This is a genomic window from Rhodococcus sp. T9N, assembly GCF_024436645.1.
GTDB lineage: Bacteria > Actinomycetota > Actinomycetes > Mycobacteriales > Mycobacteriaceae > Rhodococcus_F > Rhodococcus_F qingshengii.
The window spans coordinates 223,045-235,884 of sequence record NZ_JAMSKS010000001.1; the positions used below are offsets into that span (position 1 = coordinate 223,045).

The window sequence follows — 12,840 nt, forward strand, 5'->3', positions numbered from 1 at the left end:
GCACCGGAGGCGTCCGATCCACAGGGTGGCCTTCTTCACAAAGCAGAAAAAACATGTCATCATTCCTAATCGAAATAGCCTTGTCCAGGGCAGTTGTCCAACTTGACTACGGGATAGCAGAGGGAACACATGTCGCTCCAGCTCGAGGTCGATCCCGCAACGCCGAACGCCTTCCTCGACCGAGTCTCTCTGCTACTGGATGCGTTCGGCGGTCGAGATCGTCTCACCCTCGCCGAGATTGTCCGACGAACCGGGCTTCCAAGGTCTTCAGCCCACCGCATACTCGACCATCTGGTCCAACTTCGGTGGCTGCACCGCAGCGGCCGCGATTACACGCTCGGGTTGCGGCTCGTGGAACTCGGCTCGTTGGCCGTGTACCAGGACAGACTTCACTCAGCTGCGCATCCGCACCTGTACGAATTGCACCGGCGTACCGGACTGATCGTCGAGATGACGATTCTCGACGGCTCAAATGTGGTGTGCCGCGCCCACATGGCAGGTCGTTTCGCCAGCATGATTCCGAATCGGATCGGTTTCAGCACGCGCGCAGACGGAACTCTCGTCGGCAGGGTCCTCCACACCTTCAACAACGAGCGAGGAGAGGCGGCCGACGAGGTCCGAAAAACCGGCGTGGGATACGGCCGTGACACGCCGATCGACGGATTCGGCACGATCGCCACTCCGATCGGCCCGATCGGCGTCGCGACCTCCGCGCTGTCGATCTGCGGACCGCTCCGACAAATGCCGCTCGACGAGCGGAACTCGCCTCTCACCGGGCTTCTTCGGGAAACAGCCGCTTCCCTGTGGCGAAATGCGGGCGTCCGGACCACCGAAAGCATGCGAGCTCAGTAGGCACGAAGACTAGGCACGAAGACTGGGCACGAAGACTGGGCACGAAAACCTCGACAGCACAATTCTATTGGCGTCGGGCAGAATCTGGAGAGTTGTACCTCCGCACGCTCAGATCAACTTCCAACTACCGGCATTGACGGGCTGCGGCAAGCCGAGAGCGTTGGCGTCGCCTTGCGCGAATCGAGCGGCGGCCTCATCGATGTCATCGAGCAACTGAGCGGCGAGGTCGATCTCCATCTGAAAATGGCGGCCTATCCATCGCAGACTCATCTCGGTAAATGCCCAGGCGGGTTCATTCTCCGAGTTATCGGCGTGTTCGATTGCCTTGAGCTTCTTTGCCTCGAGATTGTCGATGTGATCGAGCACTATCGACTTGAGCTGATCGGGGTCGTTGAGGTGGCCGACCCACAGTCTCAACATCACTCCATGTTTGAGAACGGGGGTTTCGATCTCCGATCGGCGTGACCATGATCTGAGAGCCTCGATACCGGATTCGGTTATCGTGAACACTCGTCGACGACGCCCACCCGACTCCGAAACCTCCCGCGAACTGACGAATCCCAGCGTTTCCAGCTTTTTGAGCTCGGTATAGACCTGGCTCACCGACGGGCTCCAGTAATAGAACCCGATGCTCCAGTCGGCCCAGCTTTTCAGATCGCTGCCACTGAGTTCTTCTCCGAATGTGAGCATTCCCAGCACTGCCCAACTTGTCGCGGGCAATGCCGGGTAACACGCAGTTGCGGGATCAGGCACCGGCCCAGACTAACAAGACGTCGACCATCTGACACCGACTTGCCCACCGAGTGGTCTGTTCACGAATTCGTGCAATCAGAAAAGGTTCAATCGCAGTTCGGAGACACCGCGGATAAAGGCCGTGCCACCCCACGTCACTCCACCGTCGACGAGCTCGGTCTTCGGCGCTTTGTCGATCAACGCCTTCAGGATGGTCTTGATCTCCAGCCGGGCCAACCACGCACCGAGGCAAGCGTGCGCACCGTGACCGAACGTGATGTGGTCCCGGACATTTGACCTCGACCAGTCCAATCTGTCCGCGTTCGGACCGAATCGAGTTTCATCGCGATTTGCCGACGCCAGCCACGTCACAATGTGATTTCCGGCCGGAATCACCGCATCTCCCACCGCGTAATCCTCGGGAGCAATGCGAATCATCAACTGCGCCGTCGGCTCATAGCGCAGGACTTCTTCTACCGCGTGATCGAGCAGTGCCCTGTCGTCGACGAGTCGTTCCCACTGATCACGATGGCCCATAAGTGCATTCATGGTGAGACCGACCTGATTGACTGTGGTGTCCAGTCCGGCGATGACCAAAGTCTGCACGGTAGCGGCAACTTGATCCGGCCCGATTATCTCGCCTTCGTCGCCGGCGGAGATGAAGTCCGACAGGATGTCGTCGCCAAGATTGTTGCGCTTCCAAGCGATAACGTCCTGAAGGTGTGCCGAGAAATCACGCTGAGCGGAAATGTAGTCGCTGGTCTGCTCGGCAGTCAGAAACGGATCGAGTAGGTTGAGTCCCTTACGGGTCCACTCGAACATCGTATCGGTGTCGGCAGGTACGGGGATACCGAAAATTTCGCAGACCAGGCGAATCGGTAGCGGATGAGCAACTTCCGTCACCAGCTCGATCTCGGAGCCCCGTCCATGATCGGCAAGCAACTCGTCGACGATTTCCTTCGCCCGCGCGTCGTAACGCTTGATTGCCCTGGGCGTGAACGGGCGCGCCAGTAGCTTGCGCAATGCCAGATGGTCCGGTGGATCCAGCTTCGACAACGATGGGCGCAACAAGTAGGCGTCGCTGCCACCGGCCGCCTTGATCCGCATATTGCGCGGTGCCTCGAGTGCATACTGTTCCGACGAACTCAGCGACTTGTCCGCCAGTGCGCGTTTCACGTCGTCGTAGGCGAAAAGCATGTATACGCCATTCGAATGCTGTTGTACCGGAGCAACTTCTCGCGCAATCGCGTACCGCGCGTACGGATCGGACAGGAAGCCTGGCTCCGTTGGATCGACCAATCCCGTTCTGAGCCAATCCGTTGTGTCATGAACCGCACGCTCCGAACCCACCGGCGAAGTCATAGTCAACCTCTCGTCCTCGACAAAATCACTCACACAAGATCTGGCAGATCATTGACGCCCTCGTAAAAATCCACAGCCGAATACCACTGGTGACGAGCGTCAGCGCTGCGCTGAACTGAACTGCGCAGAGCTTCACAGTCGGACTACGAGGCAACCAACAAACCGCCCGCTGTATGGGAAATGAAGTCGCGCTCCGGACGTCGGGTTGCCACATTCTCACTGAGCGGGCGGGAAGGTGCGCTCCTTGCTGCTCGAGGACAGAATTCCCAGACGTCTTCGCCGTGAATCAGTAAGGCGGCGAGATCAATTCCGGGCAATCGTCCCGAGAAGTGATGCGAACCGGTGTCGAAGCAGATTGGAAATTGCGCATGACCGAATATGTGAACCGCGCTGTGCGAGTCGTTCGAGCTCCCCGCGGCTTGCCTGTCGTAGAAGATTTTCGGATCGACGAGGTCCCGATCCGGCCGCCCGCGGACGGCGAAGTTCTGTTCCGCGCCCACTATCTTTCGATCGATCCGGCGATACGAAGACGCCTACCGTCCACCAGCTCTGCCCCCGGGCCGTTGGGAGCTACTGCCGGTATCGGCGACGTCGTCTTGGCTGGAGTAGTGCCTGCGCACTCCGGTTTGGACGGCATCGCAGTCGGCGAAGTGATTTCTTCGCGGCATCCTGACTTTGCGGCAGGTGATTTGGTTCGAGGCGGCACGCACTGGCAGGTTTATCACACAATCAAAGGCGCTGCCCTGGACCGCATACCGAGGGAGAATCGAGCTTCCCTAGGAGATGAACTCGGAATTCTAGGACAGCCAGGATTTGTCGCACACTGCGGAATGCGGTTGGTCGCCGACGTCCGAGAGCGAGACACAGTCGTGGTTTCGGCGGCCGGCGGAGCAGTCGGCATGGTTGCAGGCCAAATCGCGAAGCTGGCGGGCGCCCGGGTGATCGGAATCGCCGGGGGTGAGAAGACCGAATACGTTGTGGAGGAATTGGGGTTCGACGCCTGCATAGATAGGAAGACGGCGAACATCGGCGAGCAGTTGGACGAATTGTGTCCGAAGGGCGTCGACGTCTATTTCGACAACGTCGGAGGCTCGATCACGCGAGCGGTTTTCGATCGCATGGCCGATTTCGGAAGGGTCGTCGTGTGCGGAATGATCAGCGAATACAACCAGGATGAAAGCGAAGTCGGGCCTCCCCTACGCCCTGTACTACGCAAACGTCTACGCATCGAAGGGTTCATCTGCTACGACCACTACGACCGGTACCCGGAGTACCGGGCGTGGGCGTCCGCTCGAATCGCCGAAGGTGGACTGCGCTACCGCAACGATGTCACCGAGGGCATCGAAAATGCCCCAGCGGCCTTGATCGGGCAGCTTTCGGGGCACAACCGGGGGAAGCAGTTGGTGAGGATTTGACAAAGGGAGACCACACGTCGTTGTGTGGTCTCCCTTTTCGATTCGTTCAGCCGATCAGGCGTCAGCCTCTGGGCCGAGCATCTACCTTGTCGTCATCGTCGTCGCGCTCGCCGGTTGCGAGCTGGACGCCGGATTTCTCGATGCTGCCGTCAGCACCTGACTTCTCGAGGTCGATCGGTGCATCACCGGTCGCAACCTCTTCGGCCTCAGGCTCTTCCGGTAGCGGCTTCTTGAGACTCAGGATGATCGAGCCTGCCAACACCACGATGATCACCGCGAGGCTGACCAGTGAGGGAATCTCGGGGATCGACGTGCTGATCACCTTGTGGCTGGCCTGCATGATCAGCTTCACGCCGATGAAGGCGAGGATGATCGACAGACCCTTGGACAGGTAGTGGAACTTCTCGAGCAGGCCCGAGAGCAGGAAGTACAGGGCACGCAGACCCAAGATCGCAAACGCGTTGCTGGAGTACACGATGAATGGATCGTCACTCACTGCCAGCACTGCCGGGACACTGTCGACTGCGAACACGAGGTCGGCAGCTTCGATGGCGACGACGACGGCGAACAGTGGTGTTGCGACGCGCTTTCCGGCTTCCTTGACGAAGAACTTGGTTCCTGCGTATTCCTCACGGACCGGCATGATCTTGCGCAGCAAGCGAACCGCCAGCGAGGTTCCCGGATCGAAGTTCTCGTCGTCGTCCTTGAGCAGCTTGTAGGCGCTGTAGAGCAGGATGGCGGCGAAGACGAACAGCACGGCCGTGAACTTGCTGACCACGGCAACGCCGGCGGCGAGGAAGATACCGCGGAAGATCAGGGCGCCGATGACACCGAAGAACAACACGCGGTGCTGGTATTCACGGGGCACCTTGAAGTAACCGAAGATCAGGGCGAACACGAACAGGTTGTCGACGGAGAGGCTCTTCTCCAACAGCCAGGCCGTGGTGAATTCGACGCCCGAGTTCACCCCCAAGGTCAGGGTGACGACCACCGCGAATACGAGAGACAAACCGACCCAGAGTGCACTCCACCAGGCCGCTTCCTTGAAGCCGATGACGTGCGCGCCGCGGTGGGCGAGCAGGTCGATGAGCAACATGACGACGATGACTGCGGCGAACGCGGCCCACGCCCACATGGGAACGTTCATCGCTGACCACCTACCCGAATGGCACTGATGACTGCGGTCACGGGGAGCTCCTTCACTGGGTTCGGACGGCCGTCTCGCCGTCTTCTCCAGTGTTCCTTGCCGACTTCTATCCATCCCGGTCGAAATATCGACGACTTTCACACCTGAAGTTGCCGAAACCATGCAATCTGAGGGTGTTGCGTCCGAAACCGCCGCTGGACGGCATCTTGTTCTAGCCTGGCAAGCATGAGCACCTCGTTGTACTACTCCGCCGTCCGCACCACACCGCTGACCGACGACGAGAAGGCCGAAGTCGACCGACTCATCGCCGTCCACAACGACGAATTTCCGTTCGACTACGAGGTCCTGGACCTCTATCCGTCGGATATCCCCAACACTCTGCTCAACGGTTCGACAAAGATCTCGAGCGACCCGACCGAGGTAATCCCTTCGCTCGTCTACTGGTTCAACGCTCTGACCGAACTCCGGCGAGCGGTGCCCGACGCAGACTGGGACGTTTCACTCGACGACACCCCCGCCGATTGGGATGACAGCTCCGGCTATTCGCTCCCCGGGCTCGACGACATGCAGTAGCGAGTCACGGGTTCGCCAGGAGGGCGGCTCCGTAGCTCTCCAGCGCGATGAGCGCCAACTCTGTTGGCAGCCGACGCTGGTCCACGCTGCGGTCTAACAGCTTTTCGGCCTGATCGAGTCGATACCGCACGGTGTTCTTGTGCAGACCGAGCGCCACGGCAGTAGCGGCTGCAGTGCAATTGTTCTCGTAATAGACCCGAACGGTGTCACGGATACGCGTCGTGACACCGTCCGCGCCGGCGAGGCCTTTCAATTCCCGAGCCACCAACGCACGCAGTTCGTCCAGATCTTCGGTGAGCAGACAGGGAACCTGAACATCTTCGTAGACGGTGACCCCCGGCGAACCCGTCGAACGGACCGCGATGCGCTGCGCGGCGAGAGCCTCGCGGTGACTGCGCGCGAATCCTTCCATTCCGTAACCGCTGGCCCCCACCGCGACACGGAGATCCGAATTCCGAGCACGATCGAGCGCCGCCCACTCATGGTCGTCGAAATGCGCGACCCACGACCACACCTCGCGCGCCCCCGAAGGCAGCGTCAGCACGCGCTCGGCGTTCGACTCGTCCACAAAGGAACGCGCATACGAGTCCAATCGGGCCAATACGTCGGCGGCCGGATCGGTGTCGTCCGTCCAGAGAACAAACGCAGTGTGGCGCCGCCGCATCGGGTAGTCGAGAATCTGCGACACCTCATCGGAGTGAAGTGCTTCGCCTGCGACAATCGCGTGCACCGTCTCGGACCGACGCGCAAAAGCGCCGCGCGCCAAGCTCTCACGCTCCTTCGCATACGTTGCCACCAACAATTCGGTGGTCACTTCCAGCCATCTCATCGCCGAACCCCACACTCGGACCAGAAGTGCGCGCTTGAGTTCCGGACCGATCGGAAGTGCTTCTATCGACTCGTCGACGAAGCCCAGCATCGCGAGGCGTCCGGCACCGTAGATCTTGAGCAGGACTCAAAGATCCATACCGCGCCTGGCAACGGTGAGTGCAAGCGCAACCGACTCCGGCGGCGGCGTGACCTCCTGGGAACCGCCCGCGATCGCGGCCACGATGACGCGAAGCTGCGCCGCAGTGCTCGCATCCACATCGCGTCGTAGCTCCCGATCACCCGCCACTTCAGGATTGGCCACCGCAATGGCGTCGTCGATGCGTTGAACGAAACCGTCGATCACCTCCGGCTGGAGATAGATGGGCGCGAGATTTGCAATCCAGCCGTCCAACTCCGATGTGTCCATGGCGCCTCCCGACTTGTCACCCTGATTGTGACTTAGTCACAAATCTATCGTCTCACTTCGGCCAAGAAGCCCTAGCAACCCGGTTTCGACTGGTCCACAATCACATCTCACTGCAGATTCATCTCACTGCAACCAACCCCTATCTTTGGAGACGCTGGAGTAAATGAACAAACCTTTCGACGGTCAGGTAGTGGTCATCACCGGCGGCGCCCGGGGCATCGGATACGCCACCGCGAAGCGGCTGATCAGCCTGGGTGCGACGGTCGCGATCGGCGACATCGACGAAGCCACTCTCGCGCGAGCAGCCAAGGATTTGGGCATCCGCACGTTCGGGCGCCTCGACGTCACCGACCCCGCCTCGTTCTTCGACTTCCTCGACACCGTCGAAGGTGAACTCGGCCCGATCGACGTGCTGGTCAACAATGCGGGCATCATGCCGGTCGGACGGATCGTCGACGAGGACGACTCCGTGACCAGACGCATCATCGAGATCGACGTCCTCGGCGTGATCACGGGAACCAAGCTCGCATTGCGACGGATGCTTCCGCGCGGACGTGGACACGTCATCAACATCGCTTCGCTTGCAGGCGAACTCCCGTGCCCCGGTTTGTCGACGTACTGCGGCGCCAAGCATGCGGTGTTGGGCTTCACCGATTCTGTCCGCAAGGAAGTTCGTGGCACCGGAGTTCACATCTCGTCCGTGCTGCCGACGCTCACCAACACCCAACTCACCTCGGGCACTTCGGGAATGAAGGGATTCCGAGAGGTTCAGCCGGAGGAAATCGCCGAAGCCGTCGTCGGCTTGATCACCAAACCGCGTCCACGCGTACGTATTACGCGGGTTTCCGGGCTGCTCGTGCAGGCACAGGGCTTCTTCCCCCGGCGGCCGTACGAGGCATTGAGCCGACTGTTCGGCGTCGAGACGCAGTTTCTCGGCGACGTCGACACCGCGGCACGTGCTGCCTACGAAGAACGCGCCCGCGCAAGCTGATCAGGTCAGCTCGGTGGCCGGCCAGTCGAGCAGCTTCGCACCCAGTACGGCAGCGTGGAGCGCGAAGCTGTCGTTGGGATCGTTGACGTTCTGACCGGTGAGTTCACGGATGCGGTCCAACCGGTACGTCACGGCGCGGACGGACAAATGCAGGTCTCGGGCGGTCTTAGCCGTATTGCCGCCGGCGGAAAAGTACGCGAGCAGTGTGTCGATCATCGGTCCAGCGCCACCACGCGCCTCGAGCAGCGGTGTGAGAAGGGTGTGGATCAGGTCGGTGACCGCCGGTCTGTCGTTGACCAGAACCCGGTAGACCAGCAGGTCACGAGCATCGATGATCGGTGCGGTCAACGACAGGCGCTGCGCCAGGTCCAGTGCGTCCAGCGCCTCCCGGTACGACGCCACCACGCCCGAAGCGGTGGTTCGAGGGCGCCCGACAGCGATCTGCCACGTGCCGTCCAAAGGACGCCGCTGCAACTGCACTCGCCCGTCGTCATCGGTCCCCGGCCCGAGAGCCGACCGAATCCCTGCCAGCACGTGGTCGACGGCATCGCGATCCGGCGCCGCGAAAACGACCACCAGTTTGCCGCTCTTGCTGGCGACCAACGCATCGGCGTCACCCTTGCTACCCAGAACGGCACGTTCGACGGCGCGCACCAAAGGGTTGTCGTCGGTGAACTCACGGGCGGCGGTCACTACCGCCACGGCATGCGGACCACTGAGGTGGAGACCGAATCCTGAAGCGCGATCCAACAATCCGACGACGTCAGCGCCGCCGGTCAACAAGTCGTCGACGAACTCGCGGCGTGCCGATACCTGCGAGCGGACCAGAGAACGTCTGGCCAACTGAAACCCTTCGGCCAGTTCGGCGACGGCATCGTCGACGGCACGCAGCATCACTTCGCCGGCCGCGACGACGGCATTCGGATCCGATTGTGCCGCAATAACAGCAGGCAGTTCACGCCACAGACGCCAGGCCGAGGAGAGATACAGATCGAGCAGGGCTCGCAAGGCGACACCCTGCTGCGCTGCTTCTTCCCCGCGAGCGCGGAAGCGGTGCAGCTGGCGACGCTGCAGCGGTTTCCCTTCACAGACAGCGTCGCTGAGCACGTCGAGGAAATCACCCAGCAGTTCGACGGGCAGGCCACCGGCGTCATCGGCCCCCGCCGCGGCAACCCGGCGTATGGCGTCGTCAGGTACCCCGGTTCGGCTCACCCTCGCATTCTCTCACTGCCGGCAGCATTGCCTGGCGTCACGAAAGGCGCATCGAACCCGTGTCGATGTACCGCTGATGGAACGAGAATGCCTCGCCCAGGATGTGCGGCGTCTGCCCCGCACCCGGTTGAGCGTCGGCGCGAGCGATGTAATCGTGGAGCAGTGGCCGGAATTCCGGGTGAGCACACTTGTCGACGATCAGGCGCGCGCGTCGCCGCGGCGACAGACCTCGCAGATCCGCCAACCCCTGCTCGGTCACCAACACCTGAGTGTCGTGCTCGGTGTGGTCGACGTGCGGAACCATCGGCACGATCGCCGAGATCTCACCGCCGCGGGCCGTCGACGGGCTCAGGAACATGGACACGTAGCCGTTGCGGGCGAAGTCCCCCGAGCCGCCGATTCCGTTCATGATCTTCGTCCCCATGACGTGCGTCGAGTTCACGTTGCCGTAGATGTCGGCCTCGAGCATGCCGTTCATGGCGATGATTCCGAGTCTGCGCACCACCTCCGGGTGGTTGCTGATCTCCTGCGGACGGAGCGTGATGTGGTGGCGGTAGAAGTCGATGTTCGCGGTCAGTTCTTCGATGCCCTCTTCGGTGAGCGCCAAAGCCGTCGACGACGCATGCGCGACGGTTCCGTCCTTGATCAGCTTCAGCATCCCGTCCTGGATGACCTCGGAGTAGCAGGTCAGGCCGCGATACGACCCCCGATCGAGCCCTCCGAGCACCGCGTTGGCGACATTGCCGATGCCCGCCTGCAGCGGAAGCAACGTATCGGCCGGCATCCGTCCGGCGCGCACCTCGAAGTCGAAGAATTCCAGGACGTGGCCGGCGATCGCCTCACTGACGGCGTCGGGTGCAGTGAGAGGGCTCGCGCTGTCACGGCAGTTGGTCTCGACAACGGCCACAACCTTCGTGGGATCCACTCGGAACGTGGTCTGGCCGATCCGGTCCTCGACACGAATGATCTCGAGCGGCTTGCGATGCGGCGGCAGCGCGGTGCCGTAATAGACGTCGTGAATACCTTCCATCGCCTCGGGCACCCACGAGTTGACTTCGAGGATGACCCTGTCGGCGACGTCCAGCCAGGTCTTGTTGTTGCCAATCGACGCGGAGGGAATCAATTCCCCTGATTCGGTGATACCGGCGACCTCGACCACCGCGACGTCTACGTTGCCGTAGTAGCCCTCCCACACCTGCTGAGCCACGTGGGAGAGATGGATGTCCACGTAGTCCATACGACCGTCGTTGATCCGGCGACGTGCGGTGGCCTCGGACTGATACGGCATGCGCAGCGCGATTCCGTCGACCTCCGCGAGCAGCCTTTCGGTCTCGGTGGACACAGAAGCGCCGGTCAGGAGATTGATCGTGAAGTTCGATCCGTTGCCGCGGGTCCGGTGAATACGCTCGGCCAGGGCCGGAATGACAACCTTGGGTGTACCGGCGCTCGCGAAACCGCTGATCGCGACGGTGTCGCCCGGGTTGATGAACTTCACGGCGTCGGACGCGGACATCACCTTAGACGCAAACGCTGTGGCGCGAATACGGTTGGAGGTGGCGTTGTGTCCGGTCTCACCGAAGGTTGAACTCACGGCACCAGGATAAACAGGGCACGTCGAAGCGATTTACGGGGATAACCCAGACAGAATCGCTCCGACGTGCTATGAGCACCGATCAGTTGACGACGCCGTACACGCCTTCGCCGACCAGGCTCGCAATTCGATATTTCTGGATCTTGCCCGACCCTGTCAGTGGGAACGCCTCCGCGCTGAACCACTCCTTGGGCGCCTTGTGGCGCGCCAGTCGCTCGGTGCAGAACTCGACCAGCTCGGCGGCGGTCGGTTGGTCGGACTCGTCCTTCCAGCGGATGACGGCGACAACTCGCTCACCCCACACCTCGTCGGGCACACCCACGACCGCCACGTCGAGAATCTTCGGATGTGTGAAGATCACGGACTCGACCTCACGCGGATAGATGTTCTCACCGCCGCGGATGATCATGTCCTTGAGGCGGCCGGTAACCCGGACGTATCCACGTTCGTCCATCGTCCCCAAATCGCCGGTATGCAACCAACCGTCCTTGTCCACGGCGTCGGCCGAAGCCTCCGGATTACGGAAGTACTCGGTCATGACGAGGTACCCGCGCGCGCAGATCTCGCCTTGTTCGCCGAGCGGCACGCTGTCCCCGGTCACGACGTCGGAGATCTTCACTTCGACCTGCGGCAACGCGAGTCCGACCGTCTCCGACTTGTCCTCGGGGGTGTCGGCCGGGCTGGTCTGTGTGATGACGGGGCTGGCCTCGGTTTGTCCGTAGACGATGCTGAACCCCGCCCCGAAGGCCGACTCCACCGTGCTGACGAGTTCGGGCGGGACCGACGACCCGCCGGATACGACCACCGAACAGGCCGAAAAGTCGCGACTCGCGAAGCTGGCGTCGTTGATCATCGCGATCAGCATCGTCGGCACTCCACTGACCACGTCAGCGTGAAAGCGTTCCGCCGCATCGAGAACCGCAGTCGGATCGAAGTACTGGATCAGGCCGATGGACATTCTTCGCTGCGCGGCGCCGAGAACCAGGATGCCGCACCCGGCGGTGTGGAACAGCGGCATGGCCGACACAACCGAACCCCGCTCAGGGAATCGGCCTCTCCGACTCACAAAATCGGCATTGTTGACCAATCCGCGGTGATGCAACAGAGCACCTTTGGGAACTCCGGTGGTTCCCGACGTGTACTGGATCTGCGCATTGTCGTCAGGCGAGACTTCCGGCAGAGCGCCCCGTTCGCCCGCCCAACCTCGAACCTGGCGATCCCACTCCTCGAAGTTGACTGCGAGAACTTCTTCTCCCGAAATCGAAATCGCCTCGGATGCAACCGCTGCCATATCGCCACCGCGAAACTTTCCGGTGTGGAAGAGCCCCCGAGACTGGGACTGCGACAAGACGTACGCCAGCTCCTCCGCACCCAACGCCGGATTGGCGGTCACCAGAACCATCCCGGCGAGCGCGGCGCCGTATTGCAGAATCATCCATTCCGGAACGTTCGGAGCCCAGACAGTGATCCGATCTCCGCAGTCGAACTGAGACAAGAGGTAGTGCGCACACCCCTCTGCTTCGTCGAGAAGCTCCGCGAAGGTCCACGTGCGATCGGTTTCAGCCGCCCCGGAAAGCGAATGCGATTGCGTCGGAACCACTTCTCTGATTGCAATCAGATTCGGCGAGTCCGCGGCGCACTCTCGCAGCAGCCCACCCACCGTTTGCTCCTCTATCGGGTCAGACACGTCAGCGGGGAAGTACGACGTTTCGAGAACACTGCTCATCT

The 12,840-nt window shown here is 61.5% G+C and carries 12 protein-coding genes; 4 read left to right on the forward strand and 8 right to left on the reverse strand.

The window, feature by feature from the left end; translation table 11 throughout:
- The first annotated feature begins 129 nt into the window (after positions 1 to 129).
- Entirely contained in the window at positions 130 to 852 is a 723-nt protein-coding gene (locus M1L53_RS01105) for an IclR family transcriptional regulator (protein WP_007730520.1), read from the forward strand.
- 108 nt (positions 853 to 960) lie between these two features.
- On the opposite strand, the gene M1L53_RS01110 is transcribed toward M1L53_RS01105, so the two are convergent.
- On the reverse strand, positions 961 to 1,542 hold the full coding sequence (locus M1L53_RS01110) for a PadR family transcriptional regulator (RefSeq protein ID WP_050656919.1): 582 nt from the start codon (positions 1,540 to 1,542) through the stop codon (positions 961 to 963).
- A gap of 138 nt (positions 1,543 to 1,680) precedes the next feature.
- Positions 1,681 to 2,946, reverse strand: coding sequence for a cytochrome P450 (locus tag M1L53_RS01115; RefSeq protein WP_047269381.1), 1,266 nt, complete (start codon positions 2,944 to 2,946; stop codon positions 1,681 to 1,683).
- A 368-nt stretch (positions 2,947 to 3,314) separates the two neighbouring features.
- Between M1L53_RS01115 and M1L53_RS01120 the strand changes: the two genes are divergently transcribed.
- Complete coding sequence (locus tag M1L53_RS01120) at positions 3,315 to 4,361, forward strand: NADP-dependent oxidoreductase (RefSeq protein ID WP_054187009.1); 1,047 nt, start codon at positions 3,315 to 3,317, stop codon at positions 4,359 to 4,361.
- A 61-nt stretch (positions 4,362 to 4,422) separates the two neighbouring features.
- On the opposite strand, the gene M1L53_RS01125 is transcribed toward M1L53_RS01120, so the two are convergent.
- A complete protein-coding gene (locus M1L53_RS01125) occupies positions 4,423 to 5,508 on the reverse strand; it encodes a TerC family protein (protein WP_003942925.1) in 1,086 nt (361 codons plus the stop codon).
- 225 nt (positions 5,509 to 5,733) lie between these two features.
- Between M1L53_RS01125 and M1L53_RS01130 the strand changes: the two genes are divergently transcribed.
- The gene (locus tag M1L53_RS01130; RefSeq protein ID WP_003943172.1) at positions 5,734 to 6,081 is read left to right on the forward strand and encodes a hypothetical protein; all 348 of its coding nucleotides are present in this window, start codon (positions 5,734 to 5,736) and stop codon (positions 6,079 to 6,081) included.
- Between the two features lie 4 nt (positions 6,082 to 6,085).
- On the opposite strand, the gene M1L53_RS01135 is transcribed toward M1L53_RS01130, so the two are convergent.
- Together M1L53_RS01135 and M1L53_RS01140 are read right to left on the reverse strand one after the other, a co-directional pair.
- Positions 6,086 to 7,000 carry a CdaR family transcriptional regulator gene (locus M1L53_RS01135; protein WP_232318990.1) on the reverse strand — a complete coding sequence of 305 codons (915 nt, stop codon included), beginning with the start codon at positions 6,998 to 7,000 and terminating at the stop codon, positions 6,086 to 6,088.
- A 36-nt stretch (positions 7,001 to 7,036) separates the two neighbouring features.
- Positions 7,037 to 7,318 carry a hypothetical protein gene (locus M1L53_RS01140; RefSeq protein ID WP_232318989.1) on the reverse strand — a complete coding sequence of 94 codons (282 nt, stop codon included), beginning with the start codon at positions 7,316 to 7,318 and terminating at the stop codon, positions 7,037 to 7,039.
- A gap of 163 nt (positions 7,319 to 7,481) precedes the next feature.
- Here M1L53_RS01140 and M1L53_RS01145 point away from each other — a divergent pair, with 163 nt between their 5' ends.
- Positions 7,482 to 8,309, forward strand: a complete 828-nt coding sequence (locus M1L53_RS01145; protein ID WP_003942902.1) for an SDR family oxidoreductase — start codon at positions 7,482 to 7,484, stop codon at positions 8,307 to 8,309.
- Here the strand turns inward: M1L53_RS01145 and M1L53_RS01150 are convergent, their stop codons facing one another.
- The 3 genes from M1L53_RS01150 to M1L53_RS01160 all read right to left on the reverse strand — a co-directional run bounded on the left by M1L53_RS01150 (position 8,310) and on the right by M1L53_RS01160 (position 12,838).
- Positions 8,310 to 9,521 (reverse strand): CdaR family transcriptional regulator, encoded by a 1,212-nt coding sequence (locus M1L53_RS01150; RefSeq protein WP_007730515.1) that lies wholly within the window; start codon positions 9,519 to 9,521, stop codon positions 8,310 to 8,312.
- Positions 9,522 to 9,558: 37 nt separating this feature from the next.
- Complete coding sequence (locus M1L53_RS01155) at positions 9,559 to 11,112, reverse strand: acetyl-CoA hydrolase/transferase family protein (protein WP_054187006.1); 1,554 nt, start codon at positions 11,110 to 11,112, stop codon at positions 9,559 to 9,561.
- A gap of 82 nt (positions 11,113 to 11,194) precedes the next feature.
- Entirely contained in the window at positions 11,195 to 12,838 is a 1,644-nt protein-coding gene (locus M1L53_RS01160; protein WP_054187005.1) for an AMP-binding protein, read from the reverse strand.
- Positions 12,839 to 12,840 lie beyond the last annotated feature (2 nt).

Coding starts and splice junctions, on each gene's coding strand:
- M1L53_RS01105 (WP_007730520.1), top strand. CDS start 130: ATGTCGCTCCAGCTCGAGGTCGATCCCGCAACGCCGAACGCCTTCCTC.
- M1L53_RS01110 (WP_050656919.1), bottom strand. CDS start 1,542: ATGCTCACATTCGGAGAAGAACTCAGTGGCAGCGATCTGAAAAGCTGG.
- M1L53_RS01115 (WP_047269381.1), bottom strand. CDS start 2,946: ATGACTTCGCCGGTGGGTTCGGAGCGTGCGGTTCATGACACAACGGAT.
- M1L53_RS01120 (WP_054187009.1), top strand. CDS start 3,315: ATGACCGAATATGTGAACCGCGCTGTGCGAGTCGTTCGAGCTCCCCGC.
- M1L53_RS01125 (WP_003942925.1), bottom strand. CDS start 5,508: ATGAACGTTCCCATGTGGGCGTGGGCCGCGTTCGCCGCAGTCATCGTC.
- M1L53_RS01130 (WP_003943172.1), top strand. CDS start 5,734: ATGAGCACCTCGTTGTACTACTCCGCCGTCCGCACCACACCGCTGACC.
- M1L53_RS01135 (WP_232318990.1), bottom strand. CDS start 7,000: ATGCTGGGCTTCGTCGACGAGTCGATAGAAGCACTTCCGATCGGTCCG.
- M1L53_RS01140 (WP_232318989.1), bottom strand. CDS start 7,318: ATGGACACATCGGAGTTGGACGGCTGGATTGCAAATCTCGCGCCCATC.
- M1L53_RS01145 (WP_003942902.1), top strand. CDS start 7,482: ATGAACAAACCTTTCGACGGTCAGGTAGTGGTCATCACCGGCGGCGCC.
- M1L53_RS01160 (WP_054187005.1), bottom strand. CDS start 12,838: ATGAGCAGTGTTCTCGAAACGTCGTACTTCCCCGCTGACGTGTCTGAC.